This window comes from Bacteroidota bacterium (genome assembly GCA_025059945.1).
Lineage (GTDB): Bacteria > Bacteroidota > Rhodothermia > JANXDC01 > JANXDC01 > JANXDC01.
The window spans coordinates 342,224-357,895 of sequence record JANXDC010000004.1 but is presented as its reverse complement, the minus strand read 5'-3'; the positions used below and the strand labels follow the sequence as shown (position 1 = coordinate 357,895).

At 63.0% G+C, this 15,672-nt stretch carries 17 protein-coding genes; 10 read left to right on the top strand and 7 right to left on the bottom strand.

Features of this window, described 5'->3' with window-relative positions; all coding sequences use genetic code 11:
- The first annotated feature begins 194 nt into the window (after window positions 1–194).
- From flhB to NZ993_03535, 6 genes are read left to right on the top strand one after another with little or no spacing between them, the layout of a single operon-like run.
- A complete protein-coding gene (gene flhB / locus NZ993_03560; GenBank protein ID MCS7154869.1) occupies window positions 195–1,265 on the top strand; it encodes a flagellar biosynthesis protein FlhB in 1,071 nt (356 codons plus the stop codon).
- A gap of 3 nt (window positions 1,266–1,268) precedes the next feature.
- Window positions 1,269–3,380, top strand: a complete 2,112-nt coding sequence (flhA, locus tag NZ993_03555) for a flagellar biosynthesis protein FlhA (GenBank protein ID MCS7154868.1) — start codon at window positions 1,269–1,271, stop codon at window positions 3,378–3,380.
- Window positions 3,377–4,606 carry a hypothetical protein gene (locus NZ993_03550; protein MCS7154867.1) on the top strand — a complete coding sequence of 410 codons (1,230 nt, stop codon included), beginning with the start codon at window positions 3,377–3,379 and terminating at the stop codon, window positions 4,604–4,606. The genes flhA and NZ993_03550 overlap by 4 nt, the downstream gene beginning before the upstream one ends.
- A gap of 15 nt (window positions 4,607–4,621) precedes the next feature.
- Window positions 4,622–5,410, top strand: a complete 789-nt coding sequence (locus tag NZ993_03545; GenBank protein ID MCS7154866.1) for a P-loop NTPase — start codon at window positions 4,622–4,624, stop codon at window positions 5,408–5,410.
- 3 nt (window positions 5,411–5,413) lie between these two features.
- Complete coding sequence (locus tag NZ993_03540) at window positions 5,414–5,677, top strand: hypothetical protein (GenBank protein ID MCS7154865.1); 264 nt, start codon at window positions 5,414–5,416, stop codon at window positions 5,675–5,677.
- Window positions 5,678–5,692: 15 nt separating this feature from the next.
- Window positions 5,693–6,481, top strand: a complete 789-nt coding sequence (locus NZ993_03535; protein ID MCS7154864.1) for a FliA/WhiG family RNA polymerase sigma factor — start codon at window positions 5,693–5,695, stop codon at window positions 6,479–6,481.
- Here NZ993_03535 and NZ993_03530 read toward each other — a convergent pair.
- The 5 genes from NZ993_03530 to NZ993_03510 are packed head-to-tail and all read right to left on the bottom strand — an operon-like array spanning window position 6,431 to window position 10,026.
- Window positions 6,431–7,129, bottom strand: a complete 699-nt coding sequence (locus tag NZ993_03530) for a 3-hydroxyacyl-CoA dehydrogenase family protein (GenBank protein ID MCS7154863.1) — start codon at window positions 7,127–7,129, stop codon at window positions 6,431–6,433. The genes NZ993_03535 and NZ993_03530 overlap by 51 nt on opposite strands.
- A complete protein-coding gene (locus NZ993_03525; GenBank protein ID MCS7154862.1) occupies window positions 7,126–8,031 on the bottom strand; it encodes a 3-hydroxyacyl-CoA dehydrogenase NAD-binding domain-containing protein in 906 nt (301 codons plus the stop codon). Before NZ993_03525 ends, NZ993_03530 begins: the two co-directional genes overlap by 4 nt.
- A gap of 5 nt (window positions 8,032–8,036) precedes the next feature.
- On the bottom strand, window positions 8,037–8,825 hold the full coding sequence (locus NZ993_03520; protein MCS7154861.1) for an enoyl-CoA hydratase-related protein: 789 nt from the start codon (window positions 8,823–8,825) through the stop codon (window positions 8,037–8,039).
- A 15-nt stretch (window positions 8,826–8,840) separates the two neighbouring features.
- Complete coding sequence (locus NZ993_03515) at window positions 8,841–9,239, bottom strand: hypothetical protein (protein ID MCS7154860.1); 399 nt, start codon at window positions 9,237–9,239, stop codon at window positions 8,841–8,843.
- 7 nt (window positions 9,240–9,246) lie between these two features.
- On the bottom strand, window positions 9,247–10,026 hold the full coding sequence (locus NZ993_03510) for an enoyl-CoA hydratase-related protein (protein MCS7154859.1): 780 nt from the start codon (window positions 10,024–10,026) through the stop codon (window positions 9,247–9,249).
- 97 nt (window positions 10,027–10,123) lie between these two features.
- Between NZ993_03510 and NZ993_03505 the strand changes: the two genes are divergently transcribed.
- The 4 genes from NZ993_03505 to NZ993_03490 are packed head-to-tail and all read left to right on the top strand — an operon-like array spanning window position 10,124 to window position 13,263.
- A complete protein-coding gene (locus NZ993_03505) occupies window positions 10,124–10,687 on the top strand; it encodes a hypothetical protein (GenBank protein ID MCS7154858.1) in 564 nt (187 codons plus the stop codon).
- A complete protein-coding gene (locus NZ993_03500; GenBank protein MCS7154857.1) occupies window positions 10,684–11,187 on the top strand; it encodes a hypothetical protein in 504 nt (167 codons plus the stop codon). The genes NZ993_03505 and NZ993_03500 overlap by 4 nt, the downstream gene beginning before the upstream one ends.
- A 46-nt stretch (window positions 11,188–11,233) precedes the next feature.
- Window positions 11,234–12,256, top strand: coding sequence for a Holliday junction branch migration DNA helicase RuvB (gene ruvB / locus NZ993_03495; GenBank protein MCS7154856.1), 1,023 nt, complete (start codon window positions 11,234–11,236; stop codon window positions 12,254–12,256).
- A 14-nt stretch (window positions 12,257–12,270) separates the two neighbouring features.
- Window positions 12,271–13,263 carry a polyprenyl synthetase family protein gene (locus tag NZ993_03490; protein ID MCS7154855.1) on the top strand — a complete coding sequence of 331 codons (993 nt, stop codon included), beginning with the start codon at window positions 12,271–12,273 and terminating at the stop codon, window positions 13,261–13,263.
- 189 nt (window positions 13,264–13,452) lie between these two features.
- Here NZ993_03490 and NZ993_03485 read toward each other — a convergent pair whose 3' ends face one another.
- Together NZ993_03485 and NZ993_03480 are read right to left on the bottom strand one after the other, a co-directional pair.
- Window positions 13,453–14,703, bottom strand: a complete 1,251-nt coding sequence (locus NZ993_03485; protein MCS7154854.1) for an ABC transporter permease — start codon at window positions 14,701–14,703, stop codon at window positions 13,453–13,455.
- Window positions 14,700–15,638 (bottom strand): hypothetical protein, encoded by a 939-nt coding sequence (locus tag NZ993_03480; protein ID MCS7154853.1) that lies wholly within the window; start codon window positions 15,636–15,638, stop codon window positions 14,700–14,702. The genes NZ993_03485 and NZ993_03480 overlap by 4 nt, the downstream gene beginning before the upstream one ends.
- Between the last annotated feature and the right edge of the window lie 34 nt (window positions 15,639–15,672).

Below are 15,672 nucleotides of genomic sequence, written 5' to 3'. Positions count from 1 at the left end.
GACCCGCTTAAGCAGCCAAGTTCCCGATCGCTGGCTAAGGGAACCCCTTCACCGATTTTTCACAAAACCGGTCTTTCAGGCGCTCGGCACACCCTGTGCACCTCGAGGGGAGGACAAGACCAGAGGGCGCCGAAAGGGAACGCCGAAACCCAAGGCGGGCAAAAGTTGCCGAGTCCGGCGAGGCAAACTTTCCGATGGCGGAACGGGATTTCCAAGAACGCACCGAAGAACCCACCCCAAGACGGCTAGAGCGAGCGCGGCAGGAGGGACAGGTCGCGCGCAGCGCGGAGCTCAACTCTATTGTGGTGCTCGCGGCCGCGCTGGGTGCATTGAGCTTGCTGGGATGGGACTTGGTGCGTCGGCTCCTAGGGCTCGTGCTAGAGGCTTACGAGCGGGTGGGTTCCCCACCGGAGGAGAGCGGAGCCGCGTTGACGCTCTTGCAAGACTGGGGCTGGCAGACGCTGGGGGCCCTGCTGCCGATGTTGGCGCTGCTCATGGCCTCGGGCCTGCTTGTGGGCTTTCTGCAGGGAGGGGTGCATGTCACGCTCAAACCCTTGGAGCCTAAGCTCTCCCGAATCAGCCCCATAGCGGGCTTTCGGCGTCTTTTCTCCAGCCGCGGGCTCATGGAGCTGCTCAAAAGCTTGCTTAAGCTGTTCGTGCTCATTCTGATCGCGTGGTTCTTTATCCGAGACCGTCTAGAGGGACTCTTTCAGCTCCCCCTGCTCGGGCTATCCCAGATCGCTCAGACCACGTGGGGATGGCTGCTAGCGCTTCTGGGACAGGCTGTTTTGGCCCTGGCCGTTATCGCAGGCTTTGATTACGCCTTTCAGCGTTGGAAGCACCGACGCGAGCTGCGCATGAGCCGCCAGGAGCTCAAGGACGAATACCGAGAGCTCGAGGGGCATCCGCAGATCAAGGCCCGTCTGCGCACCCTTATGCGCCAGCGTCGACGCAAGCGGAGGTTAGATCATGCCGTCCTATCGGCCGACGTGGTCGTCACCAACCCCACGCACTATGCGGTGGCGTTGGCCTATGATCCGGACCGGCACCGCGCCCCGGTCGTGCTCGCCAAGGGGATCCGCAAAATGGCGCTGCGCATCCGGCAGCTAGCGCAGCGGGCCGGCATCCCGGTCGTAGAGGACCCTCCTACGGCACGCGCCCTGTATGCGCTGGTCGAGGAGGGTCAGGAGATCCCCGTAAGCCTGTACGAAGCGGTGGCCGAGATCCTAGCCCGTGTGTTTCGGGAACGCAACCGGATGCGCTAGCCTATGGCTTCTCAGTCCGCCTTGAGCCAGACTCTTGTGCAAGCGCCGATCGGGCTGCGCGGCGAAGGGGCCATTGCCGGCGGGATCGTACTGATCCTGCTGGTGATGCTTGTGCCGCTGCCCTCGTTTCTGTTGGACGTCCTGTTGGCGCTCAATATTTCGCTGTCGCTGCTGGTGCTGCTGGTGGCCTTCTACACACGTCGGCCGCTGGAGTTCGCCGTCTTTCCGACCCTCTTGCTCGTGCTTACGCTCTTTCGGCTGAGCCTCAACGTGGCCTCCACGCGCCTGATCCTGTCCCAAGCCTCGGCCGGGGCCATCATCCAGGCCTTTGGGCAATTTGTCGTGGGGGGCAACTACGTCGTGGGGCTGATCATTTTCTTGGTGCTCGTGATCATCAACTTCGTCGTCATCACAAAGGGTTCGGGGCGCATTGCCGAGGTCTCGGCGCGCTTTACGCTCGATGCCCTGCCCGGTAAGCAAATGGCCATCGACGCCGACCTCAACGCCGGGCTCATCGACGACAAGGAGGCCAGACGCCGACGGGAGGAGATCGCGCGCGAGTCCGACTTCTACGGGGCCATGGACGGAGCGAGCAAATTCGTCCGAGGCGACGCCATTGCCGGGCTTGTGATCACGGGTATCAACATCGTAGGCGGGCTGGCCATCGGCACCTTGCAGATGGGCATGCCCCTGGCGGAGGCGGCCTCCACGTACCTTGTGCTCACCGTGGGCGATGGGCTAGTATCGCAGATCCCCGCTCTGCTCGTTTCGACCGCGGCCGGTATTATCGTCTCCCGCGCGGCGGCGGAGTCCAACCTGGCTGCGGACTTCTCGCAACAGCTCTTTGGACACCCTCGGGTGCTGCACGTGGCGGCGGCTTTCTTGGGCGTCTTCGGGCTTATCCCCGGACTTCCCCTTGTGCCCTTCTGGCTTCTGGCCCTTCTGCTCCTCCTGGCCTCCCACTGGAGCCGGCGCGCCCTCCTGCGGGCCGAGGCGCACCGTCAGCAGGAGGCCGCACGCGAATTGGAGGCCGCCACGGCCGAAGCCAAACGCGCAGAGCGCGTGCAGGACTACCTGCTTGTCGATCCCCTAGAGCTAGAGATCGGATACAACCTGATCCCCCTGGTTGACCCCAATCAAAAAGGGGATTTGCTGGGCCGCATCACCACGCTGCGCAAGCAGCTGGCCATGGAGCTGGGCATCGTGATCCCGCCCATCCGGATCCGAGACAACATGCAGCTGGAGGGCAATCACTACATGATCAAGCTCCGGGGTAATCCCATCGGCCAGGGCGAGATCCTGCCCGGCTATTACCTGGCCCTGCTGCCGGAGGAATTGGCCGCATCCGGCTCGCTGCCCGTGCAAGGCATCCGAACCACGGATCCCTCCTTTGGCCTGCCCGCGATATGGATCAACGAACGCCACAAAGAGGAGGCTGAGGCGCAAGGCCTAACCGTGGTCGAAGCTCCGGCCGTCATCACCACCCATTTGCTGGAAGTCCTGCGCCGCAACGCCTACAAGCTGCTGGACCGTCAAGAGGTCAAAAAGCTCATCGACAACGTGCGCGAGGCTATGCCCGCCCTGATCGAGGAGCTTGTGCCGAACCTGTTAACGATTGGCGACATCCAGAAGGTGCTCAAACGCCTGCTTCGGGAGAAGGTCCCGATTCGGGACATGGTGACGATCTTGGAGACCTTGGCCGATTACGCCAATACGACGAAAAACGTCGACGTGCTCACCGAATACGTACGAGCCGCGCTTGCACCCACAATCACGCGCCAGTATCGGGACGAATTCGGCGAGGTCAAGTGCCTCACGCTTGACCCCTCACTGGAGGCCCAGCTCATGGAGCACGCGCAAAAGGGCATCTTGAACCCGAACACGTTGGGCTTTTCGCCTGAGGTGGTCGAGAAGATCTACACCTCGGCCTCGCGCGCCTTCCGGCGCATGATGGCCAATGGGCTGCAGCCTATCGTGCTCACCTCCCCGGTGCTGCGCCCGACGCTGTATCAATTTCTCTCTCCGATCTGGCCCGATGTGGTCGTGCTGAGCTACAACGACCTGACCGTAGACACCCAGATTAAGGCCATAGACCGAATTGGGCTACAGCCATGACGCTGCGCACTTTCACAGGGACAACGCTCAAGGAGGCCCTAGAGGCCGCACGAAAAGCCCTGGGAGGGGATTTCTACTTGCTGGAGTCCATCTCCCCCAAGGAGCCCGGCGAGCCGGCTCGGGTGATCGTGATGGCGGATGAAAGTTCTGGGTCGTCTCAGTCGGCGCACGAACAAACCCAAGCGACGCCGGACTTTCGCAGCCTGCTTTACCGAAGGCAGTCGGCCCTGGAGGCCGCCGGGCGCCCCGCGCCCCCCCCACCCCGAGCCCAGCGGCCAGCTGCTTTGCCTGCCGCCCGACCGGAACCCTCCCAGGGTAGCGGCGCGCCTTCCGCGACGGGCCTAGAAGGCCTGCAGCGCAGGCTCGAACGCTTGGAGCGGCTAATCCGGGAAAGCCTATGGGATCCCCCGCTTGAACTCGTCGAGCTGCCCCTATATCGGCAGCTCCTCGGACAAGGCTTACCCTTTTCGCTCGTACACAGCTGGCTCCGGGAGGCCGCCTCTAGCGGGCTAGACCCGCATCAGGAGCCGGAGGCTTTCGCCTGGGAGGTTGGGCGCCGCATCCGCGACGGCCTGCCCAGCGCGAACGCAAAGCGCCCCCAGCCCAATATCGCCTTCATCGGACCGGCCGGCAGTGGGAAATCCTCGCTGATCGTCAAACTAGCCCGGCATCCGCATTTCTTCGCCGGCCGCAAAGTCGCGCTCATCGCGCTGGAGCCCAAGGACGGTGAACCGGTGCACAACAGCCTAGAGGAGCTAGCCGGACGCTATCGGCTGCCCGTGCTCACCGTGGACAGTCCGGCCAAGATGCAAAAGGCCCTCGAACTCTTGCAGGGTTTCGATCACCTGCTCATCGATACCCCGCCCGTGCCGTTGCGGGGACCTAGCACCTTCCGCCGGCTGTGGCAAATCTCTGAGCTCTTAGCCCTGCTCACCCCACTAGAGGTGCACTGGGTGCAGAACGCCACCCTGCATCCCCATTATGCCGATCCGGGCCTATGGAGTTCAAGCCCGCTGCCGATCGATTTTGTGGCCCTAACGCACGTGGAGGAGCTGGACCGCTTCGGGGCCGTATACGCAATGCTCAGGGCCTGGGGGCGGGCTGTGCGTTTTGTTAGCACAGGCCGCAAAATCCCCGAGGACCTGTTGGCCTTTAGCCCCAGCTGGCTCGTAGAACGGCTCCTGGAGGCCCCCGCCCGTGCACTCGTGCTCGCGGAAGATGCATAATCGCTGGAGGCCCCCATGATCATCGCCATCGCAAGCGGAAAAGGCGGAACCGGGAAAACGCTCATCGCCACCTACCTGGCCGAAACGCTGACTCATCTGGGCCGGCGCGTGGTGCTACTCGATGGGGATTGGAACCTGGCCAATTGCGCTATGCTGCTCAACGAAAGCCCCCGTTGGGTGCTGGAAGACTATCTCATGGGGCGTTGCGGATTGGAGGATGTCTTTCACAAGACCGCCGGAGGCTTTACGCTCCTGACCGCCTCACGGGGTGGCCCCTTGGCGGATCCGGAGACCATGCTGGAGGCCCTGGATATGGCCCTAGAGACGGCCCAGAGGGAGGCGGAGTTTGTGCTCTTGGACACCCCGGCCGGTATGGAGACGCCGGTATTCTGGGCCCTGGAACGCGCCCACATGGGGCTCATCGTGCTCTTGGGCGATCCAGCGGCCGTGGCGGACGCTTACCGGCTGGTCAAACATGTCTACAGTTTGGATCCCGAATACCCTTTTGCCCTAGTGGTCAATGGAGCCGAATCCGAAGGGGAGGCCCAACAGATAGGGACCCGTTTTAACGCGATCCTGGAGCACTTTTTGGGTCGCACCCTCCCCTACGCGGGGTACATCGCCTATGATCCGGAGCTGCGCCGGGCCGCCTTGGCCCAGGAAGTGCTGGTGCGAAGCAAGCCGGAGCATCCCACGGCGAACTGCTTCCGAGCCCTGGCCGACCGATTGCTAGCCTGGCGTCAAGCGCTCTTGGTCAAGGTCCATGACTGGGAGCCATCCTCGGCGTATACACGGGAGGTATAAACCATGCCTGCCACGATCTGGTACGGGAGCCTGCTCGTGGCTATCTGCTTTTTTGTGATCGGCTTACTGGGGGATCGCTCCGTCATCGAGTCGACGTTGAGGGCGGCGATCGCCTTTCTGTTCGTCTGGAGTGCTTTGGCCCTGGGACATCTGCTCTACCGCTGGGCGCAACAGACAGCAAGCGGGCAACGGAAGGCCCAGGAGCCGTCCCCTCGATCCCCCTCGAACCCTGAACAGAAGGCCGACGTTACCTCCGCCGCCGCCTGATAGGAGTCTTGGGGGATGAACCTGGCCCGCCTACAAGCGCTTGCTGAAGCCTACAGCCGCCGTCGTGGCGACGAAACGCTACGGGAGGCCGTGATACTGGCCGCGATCCCCCTGGTACGGCGCATCGTGGGCAAGATCACCGTCCCTGCCCACCCGTTGGCACAGCAGGCCGATCTGGAGAGCGCGGGCATCATAGGGCTTCTGCAGGCGCTTGAGGCATATAATCCGCAAAGCAGCGCGGCTCAGTTTCACACCTTCGCCTATCAGCGTATCCGAGGTCAGATCATCGACTACCTGCGGCAGATCGACGCCTTGCCCCGCGGCCAACGCCAACGCTATGGCCAGCTGCAAGAGGCCCTGGAGCAGCTGCGTCAGGAGCTGGGCACCGAGCCCACGGACCAGCAGGTGGCCGACCGCCTGGGGCTTTCGCTGAGCCAGTACCAGAACCTTCTTATGGAGGTGCAGCGCCGCTTTGTGCTTAGCCTGGAAGAGCCCTGGGAGGATGAGGAAGAAGGCGTTGGCGAACCCCTGGAGGCGCGCCTGTCCGGCGGCGACGGCGCCGAGCTGGAGGAGGCCGTTGACCAAGGGCTTCTGATCGAGCGCCTAGAGCGCTGGATCGCGGAGCTTCCGGAGCGGGAGCGCACCATTCTGGCGCTCTATTACTATGAGGACTTGACCCTAAAGGAGATCGCCCAACTCATGGGGCTTACGGAGGCCCGCATCTCCCAGATCCTAGGCAAGCTGCTGTTGTATTTACGGGCCCGACTGCGAGCCACGATCAGCGCCCCACAAGGGAAGCCCTAAGCGCTCCAACAGGGCATATCGGCGCAGCACAGGTGAGGCCCTATAACGGGGTTCGCGTAAGTCCTCGAAGAGCGCCTCCAACACAAGCAGTGCGTTGCGCGCCCCGAATTGGCGCATCCAGCCAAAGGGGCCCTTGGGATAGTTGGTGCCCAGCTGCATGGCCAGGTCGATCTCCTCCGGACCGGCTACCTGCTCTTGCACAGCGGTACAAGCTTCGTTGATGAGCCCGCACAGCAGACGAGGCAACACCCCGCCGATTCGATCGAGCACCCACTCTGCTGTCTTGCCCACGCGCCGACACAGCGCTTCCACCTGCGCGACGGCCGATGCCTCCGTTATCTCCGTGCGCACCAGTTCCCAGCGCTCCAGACTTAGCAGGCCGGGTAGCGCGTGCAGCCCCACCACCCGATCGGGGTGGGGCGCAGCCAGGGCAAGTTCCAAGGCGAGCACCGTAGTGCTGTTGACAAGTCTTGTTGCCTTTGTGGGAGGTAGCTCCCGCCAATGGGCCCAAAGCTCCTGGGGCTCCAGGTCCAGCACGACCAGCAGCTCGGCCTCGGCAGGATCCGAAAAGGAGGCGTCCGGAAGCTGTTCCTGGAATTCGCGCACCAGCGCCTCCGGCCCCCCAACCCAGATGCGCGGGGCGTTCATGGGGAGGATACCTCCTTTTCCGAGTCGGGCTCGGAGTACCAGTAAAAGCCGCGTCCGCTTTTGCGCCCCAACAAGCCCGCCTGCACCATACGGTGTTGGATGAGATGAGGCTGGTAGCGCGGCTCATGGAAGTAGGCGTTGTATACGGAGCGCGTCACAGCCAGGTTCACGTCAATCCCGATGAGGTCCATGAGCTCAAAGGGCCCCATTCGGAAACCGGCTGCGCGCACCAAGCGGTCGACCTGCTCGACCGTGGCGATTCCATCGCCCACTATTCTGAGCGCCTCTCCGTAGAAGGGCCGCGCCACCCGGTTGACGAGAAACCCCGGGGTGTCTTGCACGACCACGGGCACCTTGCCCATGCGTTCGGCCAAGGCGCACGTACAGGAGATCGTTTCGGGGCTGGTCAGGTGTCCGCGCACGACCTCGACGAGTTTCATCGTGTAGGCGGGGTTGAAGAAGTGCATGCCCACCACAAGCTCAGCTCGGCGCGTGGCGGCGGCGATCCCCGTAATCGGAAGCGAAGAGGTGTTGGAAGCCAACACCACATCTGGCGGACAAACCTGATCGAGGTTCTCAAAGAGCGCCTGCTTGGTTTCCAGCTGCTCCACAACGGCCTCTAGCACGAAGTCCGCCTCAGCCAGACGGCTAAAATGCGTTGTGCCCTCAAAACGCTCCAAGGCCTGCTGGAATGCTTCTTCGGAGATTTTCCCCCTTTCTACGGCTTGACGCAGGTTCTTCTGCAGGGTCTCCGTGGCGCGCTGCACCTGAGAGGGCTTAAGATCGTAGAGCAGGACGCGCAACCCAGCCATGAGGGCGACCTGGGCGATGCCGGAGCCCATGGTACCGGCCCCCACAATGCCGATCGTGTGGATGCGCGTTACAGGACGAGGGGTGGACATGCGCGTTAGCGCCCCTTGAACACAGGGGGACGTTTTTGCTGAAAGGCGGCTACGCCTTCGCGGTAGTCCTCGGTGCGGCCCGCGATTTCTTGGCAGTAACGTTCGTAGTCGAGCATTTCGTCCAAGGAAGCATGCGTGGCTTTCGCCAGCAGGCGCTTCGTGAGGGCTAGCGCCTTAGGGGGCAAGCTCGCGTAGCGACGCGCCCAGTCGAGCGCCTCCTGGCGCAGCGCCTCATCGGGCACGACGCGGTTGACCAGCCCCAAGCGCAACGCCTCGGCAGCCGAAATACGCTCCCCTAAAGTGGCGATCTCAAAAGCGCGGGCGTACCCGAGCAAATGGACCAGAAAGAAGCTGGAGCCCGAATCCGGCACCAGCCCGATGCGCACGAAAGCCTGTACGAAAAAGGCCGATTCGGCCGCGATGCGCACATCGCAGGCCAGCGCCAAGCTCATGCCGGCCCCCGCTGCGGCGCCGTTTACGGCTGCGATCACCGGAACGGGCAGCGCGCGCAGGCGTCGGATGATCGGATTGTAGCGGCGTTCCAAAGACTCCCCTAATGAGCGCTCCCGCTCCATATCCAGACTTTTGAGGTCCTGACCCGCGCAGAAGCCCCTTCCGGCTCCTGTGAGCACAAGCGCCCTCAAATCCGGGGCACGCTCCAGGCTCCTCAGGACCTCTTGCAGCTCCCGTGTGAGCACCTCGTCAAAGGCGTTAAGCTGTTCGGGTCGGTTTAGCTCCAGCCACCCGATGCCCGCTTCGGGTTGTTCATAGTGCAGGGTCGCGTAAGCCGGCACGGCAGGGTTCCGTCCTTACCAGCGGTCTTCTTCGTCGTAGTCGTCGTACTCGTCGAAGTCCTCGAAGTCCTCGTCGTCCTCATCCAAGCCGTAGTCGTAGTCGTACTGGCTCAGATCGATGCCCAACTCATCGGGGTCGATCAAGCCTTCCTCGGCCAGGATAACGGGGACTTCATCGACCGCATCGTAGAGATCCTCGGGCACGCGGTTGTAGATCTCATCCATCCCCTCCTCGCTGACGATGTAGTGGAGGATGGTCTCAAACTTGTGCCCTTCGGCCAGGAGCGGCTCAATCTCGACCCGGAAGCTATCCAGATCGAACCCGCCGGTGTTGCGGATCACGGTGGCCACCGCCTCGGCGGCTTCTTCCTTGACCCGATCGGGTAGATCGATCTCCGACATAGGTCCCTCCAAGTGCGGGTTATTTGCCTTTCCAGATAGGGGGGCGCTTTTCCAGAAACGCCCGCATACCCTCTTTTTGGTCCTCGCTGCCGAACAGGAGGTAGAAATTTTTGCGCTCAAACTCCAACCCCGCGCTGAGGGGCAGCTCAAAAGCCTTCAAGACGGCCTCTTTGGCCAGGCGTACGGCCAGCGGGGGCCGAGCAGCCACTTCGCGGGCTAGCTTTAACGCCTCATCGAGATAAAGTTCCACGGGCACAACGCGGTTGATTAGACCCGCCCGGTAGGCCTCCTCGGCCGTGATCAGCCGGCCCGTAAGAACCATCTCCATGGCGCGCGCTTTGCCGATGGCGCGCGCTAGCCGCTGTGTGCCGCCCGCACCGGGCATAACGCCGATGTTAATTTCCGGTTGTCCGAAGCGGGCCGTCTCGCTGGCCACGATCATGTCGCAGCTCATGGCCAACTCGCATCCTCCGCCGAGCGCGTATCCGCTTACGGCCGCAATCAAGGGCTTGTAGATGCGCTTGATGCGATCCCACCTCTGGAACTGATCTAAGAGCACCATGCGCACTACGGAGGCGTCAACCATTTCCGTGATATCGGCCCCGGCGGCGAAGGCCCGCTCGTTTCCGGTCAGCACTATAGCCCGCACCTCGGGGTCGGCCTCTAGGGCTTCCAACGCCTCGACGAGCTCCTGCATCAGGGCCAGACTGAGGGCATTGAGCACCTCGGGCCGGTTGAGGCGCACAAGCGCTACCCCGTCTTCGGGGTAGCGCTCCACCAACAACAGCCGATACGCCATATTTCGCCCGCACGCAACGCCGCAATGATACGCGCACCCGGTTTTCGGCGCAAGTGGGCGCCAGTCGCCCCCAGGGTGTATTTTTGTTAAGCGCCACATGCGGGTACAAAGCGGTCTTCTGGGCCTTTTGCTGTTGATGGGGTGCGGGCTGTTTCAAACCCGCACTCCTGAGGCGCCTGCGACCGCAGAGGCCAATCGCTACCGCCCTCCCGAGACGCCGGATATCGCTCTGGCCAACCTAGAGGCCGCCATAGCCACGCTGAACGTGCAGGATTACGTGCGAGGCCTCTCCAGCGGATTTCGTTACAGCCCCGCAACCCCGGCCCTGGCTCGCAATCCGGCGCTCTGGGCCGGCTGGGGCGTAGAACAAGAGAGCGCTTACTTTCAGAACCTTCGGCTGAGCGCGCAGGGCCAAACCGGGCATCGGATCTCCTTAAGCGAACGCCAAGCCGAGGCCGGATCCGAACGCTACCAGATCACGGCCCGCTATGTGCTACAGGTGCAGCACCGCCGCCCCGACGTGCCCACCGTGGCCGAGGGGCGGATGAGTCTTACGCTCGTGCGGGAGCGCGATGGCTTGTGGCGGATCCTGGAATGGACGGACGCGGCCTTGGAGAACCGCTTCTCCTGGAGCGATCTGCGCGCGGCTTTCCTTCGATGAGGCCTACCCGCTACATCCCTTGGATGCTGCTTGGCTTGGCCGCCTGCCTGAACCCTTTCGCGCCGGCCTATCGACCTGGGGATCCCCTGGAGGGCTCGCTTGGGGATCCGCGCACCCTGGAGGGGTTCTTCGCGCGCTTTAAGTCCGCCTACGAACTGCGGGATATTCGGCTCTATGAGCCGCTGCTAGACTCGAATTTCGTCTTCATCTATTACGACTTCGACACGGGCACGGAGCGGACCTGGGGCTTCAGCACCGAACTCAAAACAACGGGCGGGCTGTTTCAATCGGCCGAGAATCTACGCTTAATCTGGCGTCAAATCCTGTATCAGGAGGAGGATAGCCTAAGGGCCCAAGTAGTGCGCCAATTTAGCTTAAGCGTGGTGCTGCGCCAGGGCGATGTATTGCGGGGCGAGGGCAACGTAAACTTTACCCTCACCCGGCGCCGCAGCGATTTGCCTTGGAAGCTGCTGCGCTGGCGGGATGAATCCCAGTTCTAGGCCCTTGGCCAGGGTCGCGGCGCGGGCCTATCTTTGGGCGCAAGCCATGACGCGCGAACGCATCACAGATCCCTACCTCGTCGATCGGGACTTTGAGGCCCGACTGCGGCCTGCGTGCTTCGAGGAGTTTCTGGGACAGGAGCGGGTCGTAGCCAATCTGCGCGTTTTCGTAGAGGCTGCCCGGAGCCGGGGGGAGGCGTTGGATCACGTGCTGCTTGCCGGTCCCCCTGGGCTGGGCAAAACCACGCTGGCTTACCTGATCGCCCATGAGATGGGAACGCGTCTAGTGGTGAGCGCAGGACCCGTGCTGAGCAAACCAGCAGATTTAGCGGGCGTGCTCACAAACCTCGAGCCGGGCGACGTATTGCTGATCGATGAAATCCATCGGTTGTCTCCGCTCGTGGAGGAATACCTCTATACGGCCATGGAGGACTTTCGGCTTGACATCCTCATCGACTCCGGTCCTCATGCCCGCACGGTGCGCCTGCGGATAGCCCCTTTCACCTTGGTCGGCACCACGACGCGGGCCGGACTGCTTAGCGCGCCCTTAAGAAGCCGCTTTGGGATCCAGTTTCGACTTGAATACTATGCTATCGAAGTCCTCCAGCGCATCCTGAAACGCTCCGCCCACCTCTTAAGCGTAGAGCTGGAGGAATCGGGGGCCTTGGAGATCGCCCGCCGCAGCCGAGGCACCCCGCGCATCGCGAACCGATTGCTGCGTCGGGCGCGCGATTTCGCTCAAGTTTACGGAGATGGGCGCATCACGGCCCAGATCGCGCGGCATACACTGCGCGCCCTTGAAGTGGACGAAGAGGGGCTGGACGAAATGGACCAGCGGCTGCTTCGCACCCTGATCGAGCGCTTCGGCGGAGGGCCTGTGGGCCTAAACGCGCTGGCCGCCGTGCTCAGCGAAGATCCGGGCACCTTGGAGGAGGTCTACGAGCCCTACCTGCTCCAAGAGGGTTTTTTGGAGCGCACCCCACGCGGCCGGATCGCCACCGGCAAAGCTTACCGGCACTTTCGACTGCCCGTTCCCCCCAGCCGACAACCGGGGTTGTTTTCCCAATAAGCCGAGACCTTTGCATGCCCCCTATTGCTCGGGCGCATTCGGAGTATCTGGAGCGCCTGCAAACGCAACTGGAAGCCCACCTGCGCCGCAGCATCCCCGCCGGGGAACCGGAGCTGCTCTACGCCCCGGCGCATTACGTGCTCGAAGCCGGTGGTAAACGGCTTCGGCCCCTGCTTCTGCTGCTGGCCTGTGAGGCCTGCGGAGGGCGCGCCGAGCAAGCCCTGCCGGCCGCCGTGGCCATGGAGCTATTCCATACCTTCACGCTCGTTCACGACGACATCATGGACCGTTCCCCCACGCGCCGAGGCCGGCCCACAGTACATGTGCGCTGGGGATTGGAAGCGGCCATCCTGACCGGCGATCTGCTCATGGGCACAAGCTACTTTGAGCTCAGCCGGGTACCCGAAACCGACATCCGGCCTCTGCTGGCCTGCCTGCATGAGGTAATGCTCCGACTGTGCGAAGGCCAAACGCTCGACAAGCAGTTCGAGACGCGCCAGGATGTGTCCCCCCATGAATACTGGGACATGGTCGATCGTAAAACGGGCGCTCTGCTTGCGGGAGCTCTTGAGATTGGCGCTCGCCTCGGATCGGCCTCCGAGGCCCAGATCGTCCTATTTCGGGCCATCGGCCGGGCCCTCGGACGAGCCTTTCAGCTTCAAGACGACTGGTTGGATCTGGCCGCCGACCCCGAGAACTGGGGCAAGCCGATCGGACAAGACGTGCTAGAGGGGAAACGAACGTATTTGCTGCTTTCTGCGTTGGAGCGGGCCGCCGAAGAAGCCGATCGCAGACTGCTCCGACGCGTCTTGGCCCGACAAGCAACCCCTGAGGATGTACCCCGCGTGCGGGCGCTGTATGAACGCCTTGGGGTCTTCGAGGAAGTCCGCTCCCTCACGATAGGGTACTATGCAGAGGCCCAATCGGCTGTGCGGACGCTTCCCCCCTCGCAGGCTTCAGCCGCCCTGGAGGCGTTGCTGGACTCCCTCGTGGGACGCGTGCGTTAGGCGATAGCGTATCGGGACCGGCCTCGTAAAAGTACCGCTTCAAGCGGCGCTGCGCCTGCTGTTCGCGCCACCAGAGCAACGCGATGACCCCGTACGCGATAACTATGGCCATCCAATACCACATCGCATACCCCTTAACCCTCCCACAGGACTCTAACGTTCCCGACCCACGGGGAGGGCGCTACTTTTTTACTCGTACCGGAGCGCTTCGGCCGGCCAGATACGGCCGGCTCGCCAGGCGGGGTACCAAGCGGCTAGCAGACACAGCAGCCATGCTCCCAGAAGGATTATCCCAACGTCAAACCATTCCACGCGAACCGGATAGGCCTCCACCAGAAAGGCGTCCGCGCCTTTGAGCCGCACCAGCCCATAGCGAGCTTGGAGCTCACAGAGGCCCCAACCCAGGACCAGCCCGCATATCCCCCCTATGATTCCGATCCAGAGGCCCGCGTACAAGAAAAGACGCCGAACATCGCGCGCTGAGGCCCCCAGAGCCATAAGCAAGCCGATCTCGCGGCGCTTCTCCAGTACGAGCAAGGTGAGCGAGCCTAGAATGTTCAGAGCTGCCACCCCGATGATAAGGGACAGGATCAGATACGAGGCCCACTTTTCCAGCGCCATCACCTCATAGAGGGTGCGCTGCAGGTCATACCACGTCTCCACCCGAACCGGCGCATCGCCCAGGCGCGCCTCCAACCAGCGTTGCACCTCTCGGGCGCGATCCGGATCGCTTAGACGCATCTCGATACCGGAGGCCGCTCCCTCGGGAAAGCGCAGCAGGCTACGGGCCGCCTCCAGGGACGTGAACACGTGCGCTTGATCGAAAACGCGATAGATCTCATAGAGGCCCATCACCCGAAACGGACGCGGAGCCGGTAGCCCCAGGCGAGCAAGGGCCTCGGCGACCCCCGCTGTGCCGAGCAGGTGCACGGTATCGCCTCGGAAAAACCCCATCTCGGAAGCCAAACTCAGGCCCACCAACACAGGCGGTGGGGCGCCGGAGGGGGTCAGTAGACCCGCGGAAGCGGGTGCGCGCAGTCCGGGCCCGAGGTCTGGCGTAAGCCCCTGAGGCAGAGCCCGGGGATCTAAGCCGCGCACCAACACCACGCGGCCCGGACCCGAACCGTACAGCAGCAGGGCCTTCCCCTCTATGTATGGGCTCACCTGGCGCGCGTAGGGAGCCCCCTCGGCCAAAGCCCGCCAGCGCGCCACTTCCCGCAGATAAGGGCCTTGAGCGGGCACAAGGCGCACGTGTGGGTCAAAACTGAGCAGCAGATCGCGCACCAGGGTGTAAAAGCCGTTGAAAACGGACAAGACCACGATGAGCATCGTCACCCCGATCGCCACTCCCAGCACGGAGATGCCGCTTAGAACCGAAATGAAACGCCATCGGCGGGGGCTAAACAGATAACGGCGCGCTAGGAGGACCCGATAGTTCACGGATATTGCTCCCGAAGCGTGTCCACCACTACGCGCAAAAAGCGTACGCTCGGAGGTTCAATCCGGACGACCTTCAAGTGCAAAAAGGGGGGCAACTCCAGAGTGGGCACAAGCACCCCGGTGGTGTTGCGTCGCAGCTCCTCGTAATCGACATAGGCCACGAGGGCCCGCGTGGTGTCGGCGATCTCGAATTCCTCCAGCGGCACCCGAAACGTCACCCACAGCTGCTCGGGAATGAGCCGATACAGGGGCGCCGATTCGGGCCGGTTGCGCAGCTCAATCGAAACGCGGCGTGTGGCCTCCGTAAATTCCGCTACGCGCACCCGCAACAGAACACGCTCGGGCATAACGCGCACATGCGGACGCTCGGGATCGGTTGTCGTCAGCCAACGCTCCACAGAACGCGTCAAGCCCTCCAAACGCACCGGAGGAAGGCGCCAACTGCGCAGAGCTCGCACTAGAGAGGCGGGACCTGTCACGAGAACGGACTCCGGCTCTAGGCGCGGAGGCTCCAGGAGCCCCATACGAGGGTCGGTTTGCGCATACACTTCCACTTCCAGGGGCAAACGTTGCCTGAGAACCGGCTCCAGGGGAAACTCAAGCTCCCGCGGCCCAAACCGCACCGCCGTGACCGTTGGCGGCAAAGGGGGATGCCAACCCTGGGAGGCGAGCTGATCCAAGCGTATCCGCCCCGGCTGCACCTCGAGGCGCAATCGCGGACGCTTTAGGTAGAGCCGCAGTAGGTGCCAGCCCTCACCGCGAAACACCACTCGGACTCGATCCGGAGGGGGCTCTGCTGGGGCCCAACCTGAACCGGAGTACTCCAACTCCAAGGGCACCGAAAACTCGACCGTATAGTCCCGGTTAAGCCGAATCCCCAACCACAACAAGACGGCTAGAACCGAAGAAACCAGCACCGGCACCCACCGTCTCATCCCCCCAGAGGGGTCTTCGGGGTCCCGGGGACGA

Bases quoted from the DNA above. Each gene is read 5' to 3' on its own strand.
- flhB (MCS7154869.1), top strand. From the start codon at position 195: ATGGCGGAACGGGATTTCCAAGAACGCACCGAAGAACCCACCCCAAGA.
- flhA (MCS7154868.1), top strand. From the start codon at position 1,269: ATGGCTTCTCAGTCCGCCTTGAGCCAGACTCTTGTGCAAGCGCCGATC.
- NZ993_03550 (MCS7154867.1), top strand. From the start codon at position 3,377: ATGACGCTGCGCACTTTCACAGGGACAACGCTCAAGGAGGCCCTAGAG.
- NZ993_03545 (MCS7154866.1), top strand. From the start codon at position 4,622: ATGATCATCGCCATCGCAAGCGGAAAAGGCGGAACCGGGAAAACGCTC.
- NZ993_03540 (MCS7154865.1), top strand. From the start codon at position 5,414: ATGCCTGCCACGATCTGGTACGGGAGCCTGCTCGTGGCTATCTGCTTT.
- NZ993_03535 (MCS7154864.1), top strand. From the start codon at position 5,693: ATGAACCTGGCCCGCCTACAAGCGCTTGCTGAAGCCTACAGCCGCCGT.
- NZ993_03530 (MCS7154863.1), bottom strand. From the start codon at position 7,129: ATGAACGCCCCGCGCATCTGGGTTGGGGGGCCGGAGGCGCTGGTGCGC.
- NZ993_03525 (MCS7154862.1), bottom strand. From the start codon at position 8,031: ATGTCCACCCCTCGTCCTGTAACGCGCATCCACACGATCGGCATTGTG.
- NZ993_03510 (MCS7154859.1), bottom strand. From the start codon at position 10,026: ATGGCGTATCGGCTGTTGTTGGTGGAGCGCTACCCCGAAGACGGGGTA.
- NZ993_03505 (MCS7154858.1), top strand. From the start codon at position 10,124: ATGCGGGTACAAAGCGGTCTTCTGGGCCTTTTGCTGTTGATGGGGTGC.
- NZ993_03500 (MCS7154857.1), top strand. From the start codon at position 10,684: ATGAGGCCTACCCGCTACATCCCTTGGATGCTGCTTGGCTTGGCCGCC.
- ruvB (MCS7154856.1), top strand. From the start codon at position 11,234: ATGACGCGCGAACGCATCACAGATCCCTACCTCGTCGATCGGGACTTT.
- NZ993_03490 (MCS7154855.1), top strand. From the start codon at position 12,271: ATGCCCCCTATTGCTCGGGCGCATTCGGAGTATCTGGAGCGCCTGCAA.
- NZ993_03480 (MCS7154853.1), bottom strand. From the start codon at position 15,638: ATGAGACGGTGGGTGCCGGTGCTGGTTTCTTCGGTTCTAGCCGTCTTG.